This window comes from Variovorax boronicumulans (assembly GCF_030812215.1).
Lineage (GTDB): Bacteria > Pseudomonadota > Gammaproteobacteria > Burkholderiales > Burkholderiaceae_C > Variovorax > Variovorax boronicumulans_C.
In genome coordinates this window covers 291,300-309,000 of record NZ_JAUSSG010000002.1, presented here as the reverse complement: position 1 = coordinate 309,000, position 17,701 = coordinate 291,300, and the positions used below count along the sequence as shown (strand labels likewise).

Annotated in this window: 19 protein-coding genes; 10 read left to right on the top strand and 9 right to left on the bottom strand. The window is 67.6% G+C overall.

Annotated features, from left to right (window positions below; translation table 11 throughout):
• Nucleotides 1-26: 26 nt before the first annotated feature.
• Nucleotides 27-1,472, bottom strand: a complete 1,446-nt coding sequence (gene pdxR / locus J2W23_RS07685; RefSeq protein WP_307648286.1) for a MocR-like pyridoxine biosynthesis transcription factor PdxR — start codon at nt 1,470-1,472, stop codon at nt 27-29.
• A gap of 99 nt (nt 1,473-1,571) precedes the next feature.
• On the opposite strand from pdxR, the gene J2W23_RS07680 reads away from it, so the two are divergent.
• From J2W23_RS07680 to J2W23_RS07660, 5 genes are all read left to right on the top strand, one after another.
• A complete protein-coding gene (locus J2W23_RS07680; RefSeq protein WP_307648285.1) occupies nt 1,572-2,315 on the top strand; it encodes an NAD-dependent epimerase/dehydratase family protein in 744 nt (247 codons plus the stop codon).
• A complete protein-coding gene (locus J2W23_RS07675) occupies nt 2,312-2,845 on the top strand; it encodes a cupin domain-containing protein (RefSeq protein WP_307648284.1) in 534 nt (177 codons plus the stop codon). The genes J2W23_RS07680 and J2W23_RS07675 overlap by 4 nt, the downstream gene beginning before the upstream one ends.
• A gap of 196 nt (nt 2,846-3,041) precedes the next feature.
• Nucleotides 3,042-3,377 carry an SMR family transporter gene (locus tag J2W23_RS07670; protein ID WP_307648283.1) on the top strand — a complete coding sequence of 112 codons (336 nt, stop codon included), beginning with the start codon at nt 3,042-3,044 and terminating at the stop codon, nt 3,375-3,377.
• Entirely contained in the window at nt 3,378-4,184 is an 807-nt protein-coding gene (locus J2W23_RS07665; protein WP_307648282.1) for an APH(3'') family aminoglycoside O-phosphotransferase, read from the top strand.
• Between the two features lie 247 nt (nt 4,185-4,431).
• The gene (locus J2W23_RS07660; protein ID WP_176656667.1) at nt 4,432-4,812 is read left to right on the top strand and encodes a helicase SNF2; all 381 of its coding nucleotides are present in this window, start codon (nt 4,432-4,434) and stop codon (nt 4,810-4,812) included.
• 99 nt (nt 4,813-4,911) lie between these two features.
• Here the strand turns inward: J2W23_RS07660 and J2W23_RS07655 are convergent, their stop codons facing one another.
• The 4 genes from J2W23_RS07655 to J2W23_RS07640 all read right to left on the bottom strand — a co-directional run bounded on the left by J2W23_RS07655 (nt 4,912) and on the right by J2W23_RS07640 (nt 8,757).
• Entirely contained in the window at nt 4,912-5,301 is a 390-nt protein-coding gene (locus tag J2W23_RS07655; protein WP_307648281.1) for a DUF427 domain-containing protein, read from the bottom strand.
• A 254-nt stretch (nt 5,302-5,555) separates the two neighbouring features.
• On the bottom strand, nt 5,556-6,515 hold the full coding sequence (locus J2W23_RS07650; protein WP_307648280.1) for an ABC transporter substrate-binding protein: 960 nt from the start codon (nt 6,513-6,515) through the stop codon (nt 5,556-5,558).
• A 49-nt stretch (nt 6,516-6,564) separates the two neighbouring features.
• Nucleotides 6,565-7,644 (bottom strand): sugar phosphate isomerase/epimerase family protein, encoded by a 1,080-nt coding sequence (locus J2W23_RS07645; protein WP_307648279.1) that lies wholly within the window; start codon nt 7,642-7,644, stop codon nt 6,565-6,567.
• Between the two features lie 54 nt (nt 7,645-7,698).
• Nucleotides 7,699-8,757 carry a LacI family DNA-binding transcriptional regulator gene (locus J2W23_RS07640; RefSeq protein WP_176656671.1) on the bottom strand — a complete coding sequence of 353 codons (1,059 nt, stop codon included), beginning with the start codon at nt 8,755-8,757 and terminating at the stop codon, nt 7,699-7,701.
• Between the two features lie 167 nt (nt 8,758-8,924).
• Here J2W23_RS07640 and J2W23_RS07635 point away from each other — a divergent pair, with 167 nt between their 5' ends.
• Both J2W23_RS07635 and J2W23_RS07630 read left to right on the top strand, forming a co-directional pair.
• Entirely contained in the window at nt 8,925-9,590 is a 666-nt protein-coding gene (locus J2W23_RS07635; protein ID WP_307648278.1) for an FABP family protein, read from the top strand.
• A gap of 234 nt (nt 9,591-9,824) precedes the next feature.
• The gene (locus J2W23_RS07630; RefSeq protein ID WP_307648277.1) at nt 9,825-10,751 is read left to right on the top strand and encodes a LysR substrate-binding domain-containing protein; all 927 of its coding nucleotides are present in this window, start codon (nt 9,825-9,827) and stop codon (nt 10,749-10,751) included.
• Here the strand turns inward: J2W23_RS07630 and J2W23_RS07625 are convergent.
• The 4 genes from J2W23_RS07625 to J2W23_RS07610 form a co-directional block, all read right to left on the bottom strand.
• Nucleotides 10,739-11,761 (bottom strand): porin, encoded by a 1,023-nt coding sequence (locus J2W23_RS07625; RefSeq protein WP_307648276.1) that lies wholly within the window; start codon nt 11,759-11,761, stop codon nt 10,739-10,741. The two genes, J2W23_RS07630 and J2W23_RS07625, sit on opposite strands and share 13 nt — an antisense overlap.
• A 117-nt stretch (nt 11,762-11,878) precedes the next feature.
• Nucleotides 11,879-12,754: an amidohydrolase family protein gene (locus tag J2W23_RS07620; RefSeq protein WP_307648275.1), complete on the bottom strand. Its 876-nt coding sequence runs from the start codon at nt 12,752-12,754 to the stop codon at nt 11,879-11,881.
• Nucleotides 12,755-12,762: 8 nt separating this feature from the next.
• A complete protein-coding gene (locus J2W23_RS07615; RefSeq protein ID WP_373423896.1) occupies nt 12,763-13,737 on the bottom strand; it encodes a tripartite tricarboxylate transporter substrate binding protein in 975 nt (324 codons plus the stop codon).
• 151 nt (nt 13,738-13,888) lie between these two features.
• Nucleotides 13,889-14,800 (bottom strand): LysR family transcriptional regulator, encoded by a 912-nt coding sequence (locus J2W23_RS07610; RefSeq protein ID WP_307648274.1) that lies wholly within the window; start codon nt 14,798-14,800, stop codon nt 13,889-13,891.
• Nucleotides 14,801-14,888: 88 nt separating this feature from the next.
• Here J2W23_RS07610 and J2W23_RS07605 point away from each other — a divergent pair, with 88 nt between their 5' ends.
• The 3 genes from J2W23_RS07605 to J2W23_RS07595 are packed head-to-tail and all read left to right on the top strand — an operon-like array spanning nt 14,889 to nt 17,651.
• Entirely contained in the window at nt 14,889-16,280 is a 1,392-nt protein-coding gene (locus J2W23_RS07605; protein ID WP_307648273.1) for an acyclic terpene utilization AtuA family protein, read from the top strand.
• The gene (locus J2W23_RS07600) at nt 16,277-16,639 is read left to right on the top strand and encodes an AtuA-related protein (RefSeq protein ID WP_307648272.1); all 363 of its coding nucleotides are present in this window, start codon (nt 16,277-16,279) and stop codon (nt 16,637-16,639) included. Before J2W23_RS07605 ends, J2W23_RS07600 begins: the two co-directional genes overlap by 4 nt.
• Nucleotides 16,640-16,685: 46 nt before the next feature.
• Complete coding sequence (locus J2W23_RS07595; RefSeq protein ID WP_307648271.1) at nt 16,686-17,651, top strand: Bug family tripartite tricarboxylate transporter substrate binding protein; 966 nt, start codon at nt 16,686-16,688, stop codon at nt 17,649-17,651.
• The last annotated feature ends 50 nt before the right edge of the window (nt 17,652-17,701 follow it).

The following is a 17,701-nucleotide window of genomic DNA, read 5'->3' as shown; positions in this document are numbered from 1 at the left end:
CTCAAACGGAAGTATCTCCAGTCGCTTCAGCGCGTGCCGAGCGCCGCGCGCAGCTTCGTCGCAAGCTGCTGCGCCTGCGCAGCAGAGCCTATGTTGGTGAACCCCATCAGCAGCCCTTCATCGCGAAAGCTCGCCGTGCCACGCGCCGAAAGCGGCTGGCAATTCAAACCCGCGCGTTGCGCGCGGCGGGCGAGTTCGGTATCGCGCTCGCGGTGTTTGTCGAAGCGCGCGATGAGATGCATGCCGCCGCTCTTCAAGTCGATGCGCACGTCGTCGCCAAAGGCCTTCAGCAGCGCGGCCGCGAGCATGCCGCGGCGCCGTGCATAGAGGAGCCGCATCTTCTTCAGGTGGCGCGGGAAATAGCCGCCGCGCATGAAGTCCGCGACGACGGCCTGCGTGATCTGCGGGCTGCCGTTGGAGCCGGTCTTCGCGGCTTCGGCGAAGGCGGCGCAGAGCGATTCGGGCGCTACCAGGTAGCCCAGCGCCAGGCCCGGATACAGCACCTTCGAGAAGCTGCCCGCATACAGCACACGATCGTGACCATCGAGGCTCTTGAGCGCGGGCAGCGGCGGGCCGGCGTAGCGGTACTCGCCGTCGTAGTCGTCCTCGACGATCCAGGCCTTGTTCCGCGAGGCCCATTCGAGCAGCTGCAGCCGCCGCGCGAGCGACATTGAAACGCCGAGCGGCGCCTGGTGCGACGGCGTGACGATGGCCATGCGCGCGGCGGCCGCCTTGCGCATGCCGCGTGCCACGACCATGCCTTCGTCGTCCACCGGAACGGGCACTGCGCGCAGGCCCTTGCTGCGCAGCACTTCCTGCGTGGGCGGATAGCCCGGGTCTTCGACCCACACCGCATCGCCCTTGTCGAGCAGCGTGCGCGCGATGAGCGAGAGCGAGGCGCGATACCCCCCGGTCACGAAGACCTGCGAAGGCTTGCACGACACACCACGCGACACCAGCAGATAGGCCGCGATGGCCGCGCGCAGCGGCGCATGGCCCGAGGGGTTGCCGTAGAACATGTCGGCCGCGGTCGCTGCCCTCGCGCGGCGGGCGGTCAGGCGTGCCCAGAGCTTGCGCGGGAACGCGTCGAGCGCCGGAATGCCCAGTTGCAGCGGCGGCGGGGGCGCGGCATCGGCGAGCACTTCGCCATTGGAGGGGGCTTCGCTCCGCCGGCGTTCGCGCCGCGCCGGCCGCTGCGCAGGCAGCGAGGGAGAGACCACCGTGCCCGCCTGTCCCTGCGACGAGAAATAGCCTTCGCCCATGAGCAGGTTGTAGGCCGTCTCGATGGTGCCGCGCGACACGCCCAGCTCGCTTGCCAGGTCGCGCGCCGATGCCACGCGGTCGCCCGGGTGGAGCACGCCCTGCTCGATGGCGGTTCTGAAGCGCGCGTAGATCTGCCGGTACAGCGGCGTCGGCGTGCTGCGGTCGATCTCCAGGAGGGCGGCGGAGGAAGAGGTTTTTTCTTGAATCATGGCCTTGTCATTTCGACGAATCTTGCCTCTTTTTGATGGGACATCAAAAACCTAGGATTGACCCATCGACCAGAACATTCAGCAAGAAAAGGACATGCGATGCGCGAGAAGATATTCGTGGCGGGTGCGGCCGGTGCCATTGGCTCCGCGCTGGTTCCTCTGTTGACCGAAGCCGGCTACGACGTGTACGGCAGCACCCGCCACGCCAACCGCGCGGAGGCGCTCGAAGCCCGGGGCGTGACGCCGATCGTCGTCGATGTGTTCGACGCCGAGGCGCTTCGCGCGGCGCTGGTTCGCGTGAGGCCCGAAATCGTGGTTCACCAGCTCACCGATCTGCCGCCCGATCTCGATCCGGCGAAGATGGCCGAGGCGGCGCATCGCAACGCCCGTGTGCGTACCGAAGGCACGCGCAACCTCGTGACCGCGGCAATGGCGGCAGGCAGCCGCCGGCTGGTCGCGCAGAGCATCGCCTGGGCTTACGCGCCGGGACACAGGCCGCACGTCGAAGACGATCCGCTCGACCTTGAAGCCGACGGCATCCGCCGCGTGAGCGTGGGCGGCGTGGTGGCACTGGAGCGCGGCGTGCTGGGGGCTGTCGGCATCAAGGCCACGGTGCTGCGCTACGGGCAGATCTACGGGCCGGGTACGTCGACGGCCGTTCCCAAGGGCGCGAGCCCGGTCCACGTGGAAGCCGCGGCCTGGGCAGCTGTGATGGCGCTACGGCATGCGCAGGGCGGCGTCTTCAACATCGCCGAGGACAACGCCGAAGTCAGCAGCGAGAAGGCCAAGCGCGAGCTGGGCTGGTATGCATCGCTGCGGCTGCCCAAGGGGCTGGCGGCATGAAGACGGCGCGGCTTCTCCATCGCAGCCAGATCGGGGCCGGCATCGCCGCGCTGTCCGTGGTGTTGGCGACGGGCTGGGCATTGATGCCGCACGGCAGCAAGCAGGACGCCGTGCAATGGCTCGACGATGTGTGCAGCGCGGTGAGCCGGCCGATGTTCTCGTCCGCGCCGGCGCCCGCGGGTTCGGGCGAAGCGGCACGGCCCGCGACCTCGACGAAGGTGATCTCGTGCGAAGCGCTGCCGCATGTGCCGGGCAAGTCGGTGACCACGGTCATCGTCGACTTTCCGCCGCTCGCCTATTCGCCGGCGCACCGGCATCCGGGCTCGGTGACGGCGATCATCCTCGACGGCACGATCCGCTCGCAACTGGGCGGCGGGCCGGTCGGCACGTACAAGACCGGCGAGACCTTCTTCGAACCGCCGGGCACGCTGCATGTCTTCGCGGAGAACCCCGATCCGGTGAAGCCCGCGAAGCTGGTGGCGGTGTTCGTGACCGACGAGAACTGCGGGCCGCTGCTGCTGCCGCCTTGAGCGTGCTCATGTTCCGAGCCGGCCATTGCCGGTTGACGCCTGAAGGGCGATTCGAGGGGCGGGGGGCGCGCCGGCACGGCAGATGTTTTCGTCGCGTGCGCACAGCTTCGAACCGTCGTCAAACGTCCCGCGCATTCGCCCTCGGCAAAGGGATGGAACCTGTTTGCATCGAGCCTGCGGCGACTAGAGTTCGTCGATGGCTCTTACCTACATCTATCTCGCGGTCGCCATCGTCGTCGAAGTGCTGGCGACCAGCTTCCTCAAAGCCTCCGAGAGTTTCACCCGGTTGTGGCCCAGCGTGGCCACGGTGGTGGGCTATGCGGTGTCGTTCTACTTCCTGTCGCTCGCATTGCGCGTGCTGCCGACGGGCATTGCGTATGCGATCTGGTCGGGCGTGGGCATCGTGCTCATTTCGGTGGTGAGCTGGCTGTGGTTCGGCCAGTCGCTGGACGGGCCCGCGATTGCGGGGCTGGGGCTGATCATCGCGGGCGTCGTGGTGGTCAATGTGTTCTCGAAATCGGTGGGGCACTGAATGGACACGGCGAACCTTTTGCCCCCGATCCCGCTTGGCAAGACCTGGATTCGCGCGAGCGAAGGCGAGTCCGGCGATGCCGTGTACCGGCGCAGCGATGGCGCTGCGTTCGCGAAGGTTTCACTCGGCGAGGGCGCGGCGCAACTCGATGAAGAACGCCGTCGCACCGAGTGGCTCGCACCGTTCGATCTCGGGTCGCCGGCGGTGCTGGACTGGCATGCGTCGAGCGATGGCGCATGCCTCGTCACGCGTGCCGTGGCGGGTGTGCCGGCCAGCGATCTTTCCGCGTCCGATTTGCTGAAGGCGTGGCCGTCCATCGCCGGGCGGGTGAAGGCGCTGCACGAAATTCCGGTCGCCGGTTGCCCGTTCGTGCGCAGCCTTTCGGTGATGTTCGACCGCGCCGCCGATGTCGTCGCGCGGAATGCGGTGAACCCGGATTTCCTCGACCCCGAGCACCAGGCCATTCCGCCGCCGGTGCTGCTGGATCGCTTGCGCGCGCAACTGCCCACGCGGCTCGCGCAGGAGGCGCGCGACCTGGTGGTCTGCCATGGCGATGCGTGCATGCCGAACTTCATGGTCGATCCCGAGACGCTGCGCTGCACCGGCCTTGTCGACCTTGGACGGCTCGGAAGGGCGGACCGGTATGTCGACTTTTCGCTGCTGCTCGCCAACGCGCGCGAGACCTGGGCGAATGCCGACCAACCGCTCGCGGCGCGCAAGTCGCTCTTCGAAGCTCATCGCATTGCCACCCCCGACGACGAGCGCCTCGCCTTCTATCTGCACCTGGACCCGCTGACCTGGGGATGAGCGGGGTGGTGGCCGCGCAAGCCACGATTGTTTCCCAGCTGTGAACACCGCGGTTCTTTTTGTCGAGGGTTTTTACTTAGATGGCGGCGCACAATTCATCTCACGGACCAGCCACACAGTTGATTGATCCGAGTGAACAGGGCCCCGAGCGAGGTGGCCGCCCCCGGAGGGACGGTGACCCACCCAAGACCGGTTCGAAATCAACCAAGCAAGAACTTGAACTTGAACTGAACTGAAGGAAATCGAAATGAATGCCTCCAAGCTCCTCTCCGCCGTTGCTGTTGCCCTGATGGCCGTTGCCGGCGCCGCCCACGCTGAAACCTACGAAGGTGTGCAGCAAGTGAACTCCACCGTCAGCCGCGCCGATGTCGCCGGCCAGGCCGTGGTTGCCGCACGCAGCGCAAACCCGTACGCCACCGGCGCCAATGCGGGCCCTGCACAAGTGTTCGTCTCTTCGACCAGCCGCGCCGCCGTCCGTGCCGAAGCCGCTGTCGCCGCACGCAGCGAGAACCCGTATGCCGAAGGCGCCTCGTCGCGTGTTGCTCCGGTGCTGGCCAGCGGTGTAGACCGTGCCACGGTGCGTGCCGCAGCCCGCGCTGCCGCTCGTGGCGACGCACTGCCGCTGTAACTCACAGCGCCTCGCCTTCGATGGCGAGCGAACGTGCAAAAGCCGGGCCCTGCGAAAGCGGGGTCCGGCTTTTTTGTTTGTTGACCCAGGGGACGAAACCTAGGCGATGCGCTCTTCGATCGGCCCCACGCGGTCCGGATAAAAGGCCAGGTGGTCCTTGATCTGCGAGACCGAGTCGTACGGCGCTTCATAAGTCCACACCGCATTCACCGAGCGCTCGCCGCCTGCGGGAATGCTGTAGTAGTTGGCCTCGCCCTTGTAGGGGCAGTAGGTCGCGTGCTGCGTGCGCTCCAGCAGCGACATCTTCACGTCCTTGCGCGGGATGTAGTGCACCGTTCCGAAGTGCGACTCGCGCAGTGTCAGTGCCTCGCGCGTATCGGCGACGACACAACCGTCGACCGACACCACCACGCGGTGCGGATTGCGCGCGATGGTGATGGCATGGTCGGGGCCGGGGATCTTGATGGTTCGTTCTGGCGTGGCGAACATGAGGCAGGCTCCTTCGGTCAGATCGGGATGACGGCAAGAAATCGGCGGACCGGCATCTTGCTCCCATGTCGTGACGGTTTGAAGCCCCCTGAGAATCGGCCCAGTCCCGGAATGGTTAAAGGCCCGCCGCTCCCGTTGGTAACGAATGCCAAAGTTCCAAAATTTCGGCCTCGGCGGGTCTTTCCGCGTCAGGCTTCGGTGAGCCGGAGGCCCACCGAGCCCGCGATCACCAGGGCGATGCGGCCCTGGCTCACTCAGAACGGCGAATCGGGGAAGTAGTACTTCGCCGCGTTCTCCTTGGTCACCAGCACCGACGGAATGATCGTCGTCGCCGGCATCGTGCCGCCTTCCACGCGCGCCTTCGCCGTGAGGTTCATCGCGTCGGCGATCATGCTCGGCGCGTAGGTCACGTCGGCCGAGACGATCTTGTCGCCGTCCATCACCTTCTTGATGTAGCCCTTGGCGCCGGCGCCGCCCACCACCAGCTTCACGTCATCGCGCTTGGCCTGCTCGATGGCCTTCTGCACGCCCACGGCCATGTCGTCGTCGGAGGCCCACACCGCATCGATCTGCTTGAAGCGGGTGAGGTAGTCCTGCATGACCTTGAACGCATCGTCGCGGTTCCAGTTGCCGTGCTTGGCATCGAGCACCTTGATGCCGGGGTTGGCCTTCATCACTTCGTTGAAGGCATCGACGCGCTGGTTGTCGATCACCGTGGGAATGCCGCGCAGGATGACCACGTTGCCCTTGCCGCCCATCGTCTTGGCCATGTACTCGCCCGCCACCTTGCCGAAGCCCGGGTTGTCGCCGGCCACGTAGGCGCTCTGTGCGTTCGGGTCGGTCAGGCCCCGGTCGACCACGGTCACGAACACGCCCTTGGCCTTGACCTGCGCCACCGGCTTGGTGAGCGGCGCCGATTCGAAGGGCAGGATGACCAGCGTGTCGATCTTGTTGACCGTCTGCAGGTCCTGCACCTGGTTGGCCTGCTCGGTGGCCGAGCCCGCGGTCTTCACGAAGACCTTCATGCCGGGGTACTGCTTCTCCAGCTCGGCCTTGGTGCGATTGGCCCAGTACACGACGCCGCCGGTCCAGCCGTGCGTGGCGGCGGGCACCGAGACGCCCATCACCGTGGCCTTGTTCTGGGCCAGTGCGGGCATGCTGGCGAGGGCGCATACGGCCAGTGCGATGCCCGAAAAAAATCTTCTGTTCGTCATGGTCTCTTGTCTCCTTCGTTGTAGATAAAGCTAGCTCATGGGTTGCTGACTACTTCTTCGCCGTTGTCGTCGTCTCCAGGCCCAGCATCCGGCGAAGCTGCTGGGTATCGGTCTCGGCGCCCGCGAAGTCATCGAAGGCTTTCTCGGTCGTGCGGATGATGTGGCGGCGAATGAATTCCGCGCCCTCGGCCGCGCCGTCCTCGGGGTGCTTCAGGCAGCACTCCCACTCGAGCACGGCCCAGCTGTCGTAGTTGTATTGCGCCATCTTGGAGAAGATGGCGCCGAAGTCGATCTGCCCATCGCCCAGCGACCGGAAACGCCCCGCGCGGTTCACCCACGGCTGGAAGCCCGAGTACACGCCCTGTCGGCCCGTGGGGCGGAACTCCGCATCCTTGATGTGCAGCGCCTTGATGCGCGAGTGGTAGATGTCGATGAACTCGAGGTAGTCCAGCTGTTGCAGCAGGAAGTGCGACGGGTCGTAGTTGATGCAGCAGCGCGGATGGTTGTTCACGCGCTCCAGAAACATCTCGAAGGTCACGCCATCGAACAGGTCTTCGCCCGGATGCAGCTCGAAGCAGACGTTGCAGTCGGCGTCTTCGAACGCATCGAAGATCGGATGCCAGCGCTTGGCGAGTTCGTCGAACGCGGCCTCGATCAGTCCAGCCGGCCGCGGCGGCCACGGATAGAGGTACGGCCACGCCAGCGCCCCCGGAAAACTCACATTGCTCTTGAGCCCCAGGTTGCGCGAGGCCTTCGCGGCGAACAGCATCTGCTCCACCGCCCACGCCTGTCGCGCCACCGGGTTGCGCCGATAGGCTTCAGGCGCGAAGCCGTCGAAGGCTTCGTCGTACGCCGGATGCACCGCCACGAGCTGGCCCTGCAGGTGCGTGCCGAGTTCGGTGATCTCCACGCCGTTCTCGCGCGCCACGCCGGCCACTTCGTCGCAGTAGGTCTTCGATTCGGCGGCTTTCTTCAGGTCGAAGATGCGCGCATCCCACGAGGGAATCTGCACGCCCTTGAAGCCGAGGCTGCCGGCCCAGCGCGTGATCGAGTCCCACGAATCGAACGGTGCCGCGTCGCTCGCGAACTGCGCGAGATAGATGCCTGGGCCCTTGATGTTGGTTGCCATGTGCCGACGCTCCTGCAAAAAAAGTTCAGTGAAAGAAGGGCCGCACTGCCGCATTCACGGCAGGTTGTCCTTCAGGTAGATATCGATGCGGATGCGCTCCTGGTCCGCATGCACCGGCTCGCGCGTGAGGCGTGCAATGGCCAGCCGCAGGGCAGAGCGGATCTCGTGTCCCGCGTCCTGGTTGATGACCGCGGCCATCGTGCCGTCGAGCAGGTCGGCGCGCGCGGCCGGCGTGAGTTCATGGCCGACGAAGACGATCTTTCCCGCGCGCCCGCTCGCCTTGAGCGTGGCGGAGATGCCCGGGTTGCCCGCGCCCACGCTGTAGATCGCGACCAGCTTCGGGTGCGCGGCCAGCAGGCGCGCCGAGAGCTGCCGCGCGAGCTTGGGGTCGTCCTTGCCCTCCAGCGGTGGCAGCACGCGAAGGCCGGGATATTCGGCCGACATCACCTGGCTGAAGCCCAGGCTGCGCTCCGCATGGTCGCGCAGCGACAGGCTGCCGACGATCACGCCGACCTCGCCTTTCGTGCCGCCCGAGAACCGGCCGACCAGCGTGCCCGCGGTACGGCCGGCGGCCACGTTGTCGATGCCCACGAAGTGCTGGCGCTGTGACTTCGGCACGTCCGACACCAGCGTGATCACGCCCACGCCGTGGCCGACCAGCTTGTCGATGGCCGACTGCACCAGCGGGTGGTCGAGCGCCATCACCACGGCCGTGTCGCACTGGCCGCGCAGCGCAAGGATCCGGCGCGCGAGGCGCTGCGGCTCGAAGACGTCGACCTGGTGTGTCTGCGCGCTCACGCGGTGGTCTTCCATCCAGCCGCTGCTGCCCGCGATCTGCTCGCGCAGCATCTCGATGAAGGTGTTGTTGCCCGAAGGCAGAAGGAAGCTCACCCGGTGCGGGTGCGGCCGTGCGAGGCGGGCGGCCGCCGGGTCGGGGCGGTAGTTCAGCCGCTCGACGGCCTGGTGCACCTGGGCGATCGAGCGTGCATGCACGCCGGTACGCTTGTTGAGCACGCGGTCCACAGTGGCCAGGCTCACGTCGGCTTCGCGTGCCACGTCGCTGAGCGTGGCGCGGCTGGTCTGTGCGGCTTGTCGCTGCGGGGAGGATGGCATGGGCGGAGTTTGAGGTGCGTACCTCATTTTGATGTGGGGGGAAACCCGGGAAGGGGTTTGGGGCGGGGGTGTCGTGCTTCCTGGAGGGGGAGCGCTGGAAAGTCCGGCCGCCGGATGCCCACTTTTGGCGATACTTCGGCCCGTCACACCCAGATCCAGGAAAAAACATGGCCGATTATCCCCAGGACATCTACACAGAACCCGAACCCGATCCGCACACGCTCTCCAACCTCGGTCCGCTCACCGGCCTCGCCGGCATCTGGACCAGCGCCGGGGGCCACGACGTGGCGCCAGGAGAAGACGGCCCCGAAGCGGAGGCCTATGTCGAGCACGCCGAGTTCCAGCCCATCGATGCGCAGACCAACGGGCCGCAGATCTTCTACGGGCTGCGCTACCACGTGCGCATCGTCAAGCCCGATGAGGTCGAGAGCTTTCACGACCAGGTCGGCTACTGGCTCTGGGAGGCCGCCACCGGCACGGTGATCCAGACGCTGACGATTCCCCGCGGGCAGGCCGTGATGGCCATGGGGCACGCGGCGCCCGATGCGAAGTCGTTCAAGCTCGAGGCAGTGCGCGGCGCGGCGACCAACGGCATCCTCTCGAACCCGTTTCTGGAGCATGCGTTCAAGACGCTGCGCTACGACATCACCGTCACCATCCACGACAACGCGAGCTGGTCGTATGAGCAGGTCACGCTGCTCGATGTGCTCGGCAAGCCCGAACCCTTTCGGCATACCGACCGCAACACGCTGCACAAGATCGCGGAGCCCACGCCCAACCCGACCGCGCGCGCCGCATTGGCTCAGTTGGTCGCCGCTTCCACATCCGCGTGAAACTTCGCCGGGCACCACGCGGCGGCGCCGAAGCAGAGCAAGGCCTGCGCGTCGCTCGCCAGCGGTGACTGCGCCGACACGCCGAGGGCGAGGGCGAGGGCGAGGGCGAGGGCTGGTCGTGCAGCCCTTCTCGAACGGACTGCGTGGCTGCTTGCATCAAGTGGTCGTGTGGCCGTCCGCCGGATAGAACAAACACGCATACCTGCGAGGCCTTCATGCCGATACCCTTTGGGCATGGACCTGAAGCAACTGGAGTACTTCATCCGCGTGGCCGAGCTCGGCAGTTTCACCCGTGCGTCGATCGTGATCGACATCGCGCAGCCCGCATTGAGCCGCCAGGTGCGCAACCTGGAGGTCGAGCTGCGGCAGAACCTGCTGGTGCGCAACGGCCGCGGCGTGGTGGTCACCGATGCGGGCAAGCGCCTGCTGGAGCATGGCCGCGGCATCCTGCACCAGGTGGCGCGGGCGCACGAAGACATGAACCGCTCGCGCGAAGCGCTGGCCGGCCGCGTCGCCGTCGGGCTGCCGCCCAGCGTGGCCGGCGTGCTGACGGTGCCGCTGGTGCGCGCCGCGCGTGAGCGATTGCCCGAGGCGGCGCTCTCCATCACCGAGAACCTTTCAACGGCGATGCAGGAGTCGCTGGTCACCGGCCGGCTCGATATCGCGCTGCTCTACAACCCGCAGCCGTCGCCCGACGTGGACAGCGAGACGGTGCTGGAGGAAGACCTGTTCCTGGTCAGCGCCACCAAAGGCACCGGCCCCACGCGGCGCGGCGCCCCCATGCCGCTGCGCCAGCTGGCGGGCCAGCCGCTGGTGATTCCGACCCGGCCCAACGCCATCCGCATGCGGGTCGAGGCGGAGCTGGCGGCCATCGGATTGCGACCGCAGATCGCGCTGGAGATCGACGGCGTGCCCGCTATCCTCGCGCTCGTGGCCGATGGCGCAGGCCATGCGGTGCTGTCGCGCAATGCGGTCGCCAATGCGGGGCGGCCGCAGCGCTATGCCATCCGTCCCATCGTCGAGCCGAGCCTGCGAACGCGGCTCGCACTGGCCGCGAGTTCGCAGCGGCCGGTCACGCGCACGCAGCGCGCCATGGGCGAACTGCTGCGCGAGCTCGTGCAGCAGCACCTGGGCGGGCACGCGAAGGCTCAGAAGCGGTGACGCATGCCGACGCCGATGCTGCCCCGGCCGTCGAAGCCCGTGAGCCGGTCGCGCATGTAGACGGCGTAGAGGTCGGTGCGCTTCGACAGGAAATGGTCGTAGCCGATGGCCCAGGTCGTGCGATGCGTTTCGGTGGCCGGCTGCACCTTGCGCTGCGTGCGCGCAACCGATGCCAGGAAGCGGCCTGCGCCCACCGGAACCGCTGCGCCCAGTTGCGCGGTGGTGGCCGTGGTGCGGATGTCGGGCGTGCGGGTGCGCTGGAATTGGCCGTAGAGCTGCACCGCCTTCAAATCGTAGGAGGCGCCGACGAGCGCCGCGTCCTGCCGCAGGATGGCCGTGGTGAAGCCCGGGCCCACCTGCGCCTGCTGCGCCGACACCACGGCGGCGAAGGGGCCGGCCGCATAGTTGAGCGTGAGGTTCAGGTTGTGCACGCCGCTGCGGTTCGTCACTTCGCCCAGGCTGTAGAGCACGCTGGCGCGCAGGCCGGCGAGGGTGGGTGAGGTGTACTGCAGCGCGTTGCTCCACACGCTGTCGCCGATCACCGCACGGTTGTACGTCGGCTGCCAGGTGTGCAGCATGACAGGTGAGAACTGCAGCGAGGTGCCGAACGGATTGAACGCGCCGCTCGCCACGAACATCGGGTTGGTCTGCCGGCCCAGCGCCACCTGGCCGAAGCCGCCCGCGAGGCCGACCCAGGCATTGCGCGAGAAATAAGGGTCGGTGCTGTTGCGCCCCATGGTGCCGCTGTCGACCTGGAAGAAGCTCTCCAGCGCGAACTGCGCCTGGAGCCCGCCGCCCAGGCTCTCTGCACCGCGAATGCCCCAGAACGACGTGGTCATGCCGCCGCTGTTGAGCACCTTGGTTCGGCCGGGCTCGTCGCTGCGCCGCATCGAGCCGGCAAAGGCGTCGAGCAGGCCGTAGATCTGCGCGCTGGCCGCGGGCGCATCGGCCTGCGCCCATGCGGCCTGCGCCACGCTGCACAGCGCGAGGGCGGGTAGTAGTCGTCTCATGGCTTGTCTCCTCGTTGGTTGTTCTTGGAAGCAAAGGCGCGCACGGCTCCGCACGCCATGGCTGCGCCACTGCGTGAGGTTGGTGTCGGTTTGCGTGCGCGCCGCGGTGCGGGGCGCTCAGTCGTACCAGTAGAGGCGCGTCGGGTTGTCGACCAGCAGCTTCTTCAGCTGCACTGCGTCGTCGCAGAAAAGAGGCAGCAGGTCCACCAGCTTGCCGTCGTCTGGCATCTCGCGCACGTTGGGGTGCGGCCAGTCGGTGCCCCAGAGCACGCGGTCGGGAGCGGCGGCGATCAGCTGGCGCGCGAAGGGCACGGCATCCGCATACGGCTGCCCTTGCGCGGAGAGCGTTTGCGAAATGCGCTCCGCGCCGCTCACCTTGACCCACGCGCGCTCGTCGCGCATCAGGTCGAGCATCATCGCGCAGGCCTGCTGCCCGAGGCCGTGCGCGACCATCGTGCGGCCCATGTGGTCGATCACGAAGGGCACGGGCAGCGTGTCGAGAAACGCGCGGTAGGTGACGAGGTCTTCCGCATCAAGATGCAGCACCAGGTGCCAGCCCAGCGGCTTGATGCGCTCGGCCATGCGCAGCACGGTGGGCAGGTCGGGCGCGCCGCCCAGGTGCTGCACGAAGTTGAAGCGAACCGAGCGCACGCCGGCCTTGTGCAGTGCGGCGATTTCGGCATCGCTCACGCCCGCGCCCACCATCGCGACGCCGCGGTAGCTGTCGGGCGACTGCGCAATGGCGTCGAGCATCGCGCGGTTGTCGTGGCCGTGCACGCTGGCCTGCACCAGCACGACGCGCTCGATGCCCAGCAGTTCATGCAGCGCGCGCAGCTTGGCCGCAGGCGCATCGGGCGGCGTATAGCGGCGGTTGTCCGAATACGGAAACACGTCGCCGGGGCCGAACACGTGGCAATGCGCGTCGCAGGCGTCCGCCGGCAGGTGGAACGCGGGCGCGCTCGGATGGGGGTGAGGTGGGGCGATGGTTTTCATGGGGAGGTTCATTGCCTGGGAATGCCGGCGCGCTGGATCACGCCCGACCAGCGCCTGATTTCGCTCTCCAGCAGCCGGGCTTGTTCCTGTGGTGTGCTGCCGCGCGGCTCCACGCCCAGGTTCTGCAGCCGCTTCTTCACTTCGGGCGAAGCCAGTGCGGCGAGCGCTTCGGTGTTCAATCGCGCGATCACCTCGGGTGGCGTCGCGGCGGGCGCGGCCAGCGCGTTCCACGAGGCGACCTGGACGCCTGGCGTGCCGCTCTCCGCGACGGTCGGCACATCGGGCAGGCCGCTCGCGCGCTTCTCGCCCATCACCGCCAGCGCACGCAGCGCCTTGCCTTCGATCTGCGAGAGCACCGGCGGAAGAATCTCCACCGCCACGTCGACCTGGTTGCCGCGCAGTGCGGTCACCACCGCCGGCGTGCCGTTGAAGGGCACGACCTGCGCATCGATGCCGAGCGAGGTCTTGAGCAACTCGCCCGCCAGGTGCTGCGTGCTGCCGACGTTGATGGTGCCGATGTTGAGCTTGCCGGGGTTCGCCTTGGCGTAGGCCACCAGCTCGGCCAGGCTCTTGAACTTGCCATTTCCCGGCGCGAGGATCGCCATGTCGAAGTAGCCGAGCATCGAGACCGGTGCGAAGTCTTTCACCGTGTCGTAGGGCAGCGACTTGAAGAGGCCCACACTCACTGCGTTGGCGTTGGACATCAGGAGCAGCGTGTGGCCATCGGCCGGCGCCTTGGCGACGGTGTCCGATGCCACCACGCCGCCGGCACCGGGCTTGTTGTCGACGACGATGCTCTGGCCCATCGATTCGGACATCTTCTGTGCCACGCTGCGCGCGACCAGGTCGGCCACGCCGCCTGCGCCGAAGGGCACCACCAGGCGGATGGGGCGGGAGGAAAGCGGCCGGGGCGCTGCGAAGGCAGCGGGGCTGGCAGCCAAGGTCAGCATCAGGCCGACGAAGCTGCGGCGGGAATGTCTCATGGGTCTCCTGGGAAGGTCTGTAGGGCAATCCGTGCGGTCTTGCGCCGCGATGCCGAACTATTCCCGCTGGCCCGCCCTGGGGCAATAGCGTGTGCGCACTGGGAGATATAGCGTTCCGGCATGGCGCCGGACCGTGCCCGTGCCCGCAGGTTCAGTCCAATCGCAGGGACCCGAGCCGCGCGACCACGAGGTCATGCAGCGTCTGCGCCGCCACCGACAGGCTGCCCTCTCGCCGCTGCACCAGGTACAGCGTGCGCGTGAGCGCAGGCAGCGGCAGCGGCCGGGTCACCAGCGTCTCGCGCCGGAAGTGAAAGAGCGTGAGCGCAGGCACCACGCTGATGCCGAGCCCGGCTTCCACCAACCCCATCACCGTGGCCAGGTGCTCCACCTCGAACACCGCGTTCAGCCGCAGCGGGTGCAGCGCCGCGTCGAGCGCCTGCCGCACGCTGCTGTTGCGGGCCATCTGGATGAAGGGCCACGGCGCGATCTTCTTGACCGAGAGGCGCGGCTCGTGCGCGAGCGGATGGTCGGCGCGGCACACGAGGTGAAAGCGGTCGGTGCAGAGCTTGCGCGCACGCAGGTCGCTGTCTGCCGCGGCGCCCGAGGCCGCGAGCGCGAAGTCGGCCTGGCCGCTGCGCACCAGCGCGACGCAGGCGTCGGACAGCGCATCGTCCAGGTCGATGCGGATGCCGGGCCAGGCCTGCATGAACTCCGCGAACACCGTGGGCAGCCAGCCTGCCGCGAGCGAGGGCAAGGCCGCGATGCGCACGCGGCCCTTGCGGCGCTCCACGTGATCGGCCAGGTCGTCCATGGCACTGCCCATGTCGTCGAGCAGGCGGCGCGCTGAGCTCTCGAAGAGCCGGCCTTCGGGCGTGAGCTGCACGCTGCGCGTGTCGCGGTCGAAGAGGCGCGTGCCGATGGCGTCTTCGAGCGTGCGGATCAGCGCGCTGAACGCGGGCTGCGACAAGTGGCTGGTCTGCGCCGCGCGCGTGAAGTTGCGGTGCTCGGCCAGCGCGAGAAAGGCACGCAGTTGCCGCGTGGAGAGATCGGGCGTCTTTCTCATGTCTCTGGCCTTCTTATTTGAAATGCAGATCAATTGATCCGGATTTTCGATTTTACGGATCACAACCCTTTGCCTACATTGCACCTCGATGAATGCCCAATCACTGCCTCCTTTGCTGATCGGCTGCGCGGCTGGTTTCTCCGGCGACCGTACCGATGCGGCCGGGCCGGTGGTCGATACGTTGATCGCGCGGCTCGCCGGTGGGCCGTCCGGGCAGCGCGCCTTCCTGATCTTCGAGACGCTGGCCGAGCGCACGCTGGCACTTGCGCAACTGCGCCGACGCGACAACCCCGAGGCCGGTTATGAGCCGCTGCTCGATGCGATGCTGCGGCCCGTGCTGGCGCGCTGCCTCGCGCTCGGCATCCGCATCGTGAGCAACTTCGGCGCGGCCAATCCGCGTGCCGCGGCGCGGCACATCGCCCGCATGGCACGCGAGCTCGGAGCAGAGGCGCCGCGCATCGCCGTGGTGGAGGGCGACGATCTCTCGGGCCTCGAACACCGGGCGCTCCTGAAAGACGCGCTCGGCCCGCAGATCGAGGGCTTGCGCGTCGTCAGCGCCAACGCATACATCGGCGCCGAGCCCATCGCCGCCGCGCTCGATGCGGGCGCACAGATCGTCGTGTGCGGCCGCGTGGCGGACCCGTCGCTCACCGTGGGCCCGGCCATGTCGCACTTCGGCTGGCGCGCCGACGACTGGCACCGCCTCGGCCGCGCGACCATGGCGGGCCATCTGCTCGAATGCGGCGCGCAGGTCTGCGGCGGCTATTTCGCGGACCCCGGTTACAAGGACGTTCCCGGGCTCGAAGCGGTTGGCTTCCCGATTGCCGAGATCGACGCTGACGGCCACTGCATCATCGGCAAGGCCGACGCCACCGGCGGCCTCGTGAGCGACGCCACGGTGAAGGAGCAATTGCTCTACGAGGTACACGACCCGGCCGCCTACCTGACGCCCGACGTGATCGCCGACATCGCCGAAGCCGAGGTGCGCGCGCTGCCCGGGAAAGACCGCGTCGAACTCTCCGGCGTGCGCGGCCATGCGCGGCCGAGCCACTACAAGGTCAACGTCTGCCACGAAGGCGGCTGGCTGGCGGAGGGCGAAATCTCCTACGCAGGCCCACGCGCCGAAGCCCGTGCCCGGCTCGCGGCGGACGTGCTGCGCAAGCGGCTCGACGGCCTCGCGCTGCGCGTCGACCTGATCGGCGCGCTGAGCATCCTCGGCGACGACGCCGGCCGCGCGCTCGCCGACACGCCCGACGCCGGTTTGCGCGACGTGCGCCTGCGCGTCGCCGCCACGCACACCGACCGCGCACAGGCCGAGCGCCTGGCGCGCGAAGTGATGGCGCTCTACACCTGTGGCCCTGCCGGTGGCGGCGGCGTTCGGACCGCGCTCACGCCGCGTCTCAACACGCTCTCATGCCTGCTGCCGCGCGATGCGGTGCCGGTTCGGTTCGAACTGCTCGATGCAAAGGCGCTCGCATGAACACGGCCGACATGATCGAAGTCCCTCTCTACCGCGCCGCCCACGGCCGCACCGGCGACAAGGGCGACCGCTCCAACATCAGCGTGATCGCCTGGCGCGCCGAGTTCTATCCGCTGCTGCTCGAACAGCTCACGCCAGAGCGCGTGGCCGCGCAATTCCGCCATCGCACGCCATCGCAGGTGCAGCGTTTCGTGTTGCCCAGGCTGCACGCGATGAATTTCGTGCTCGATGCGGTGCTCGACGGCGGCGTGAACGATGCGCTGAACCTCGATGCGCACGGCAAGGCGCTCTCGTTCCTGCTGCTCGACATGCCGATCCAGATCCCTCGCGCGCTCGAACCCTTGCTTGCAGGGCCGTAGCGGTGCCGCCCATTTTTTTCCTACTCATCCATCCGGAGACAAAACAATGAAACGATTTCCCCTCGCCGTACTGACAACGGCACTCGCGCTGGCCCCGTTGCTGGGCCAAGCACAGGCCTTCCCCGAAAAATCCATCACCTTCGTCGTGCCGTTCGCGGCCGGCACCGCCACCGACCAGATCGCTCGCGCGCTCGGCAACAGCATCACGGCCGAGACCAAGCAGCCCGTCATCATCGACAACAAGGCGGGCGCGAGTGGCTTCATCGCCTCGCAGAACGTGGCCAAGGCGCCGGCCGATGGCTACACGGTGCTCATCACCACCAACACCACACACGCCGCCAACGAACACCTGTTCAAGAAGCTGCCCTATGACCCGGTGAAAGACTTCGCGCCCATCGCCGCGCTCGGCAAGGGCGGGCAGATCATGGTGGTGAACCCCTCGTTTCCCGCGAAGACCGTGGCCGAGTTCGTTGCGCTCGCGAAGAAGGAGCCGGGCAAGTACAGCTTCGGCAGCGGCAGTTCGTCCAGTCGCATGGCGGGCGAGTTGCTGCAGCAGATGGCCGACATCAAGCTCCTGCATGTGCCCTACAAGAGCAACACGCTGGCCGTGACCGATCTGCTCGGCGGGCAGATCCACATGATGATCACCGACACCGCCACGGGCCTGCCGCAGGTCAAGGGTGGCAAGCTGCGCGCGCTGGGCATGTCGAGCGCCAGCCGCTCGCCGCTCGCGCCCGACGTGCCCACCATCGCCGAGGCCGGCGTGAAGGGCTACGAGATGGGCTACTGGTTCGCGGCCTACGCGCCCGCGAAGACGCCGCCCGCCGTCGTCAAGCGTTTGAACGAACTGCTCGTGAAGGCCGCGAAGAGCGAGTCGGCGAAGACCGCCTTCTACGAACCGACCGGCACCGAGGTGTTCACCACCTCGCCCGAGGAACTGGCGAAGTTCCAGGCCGGCGAATCGCAGAAGTGGGGCCGCATCGTGAAGGCCGCCGGCATCGAAGCCGAGTGATGCGCACGCCGTAGCGGAGAACGGCGCCGCAGAAGACAGAACACCACAAC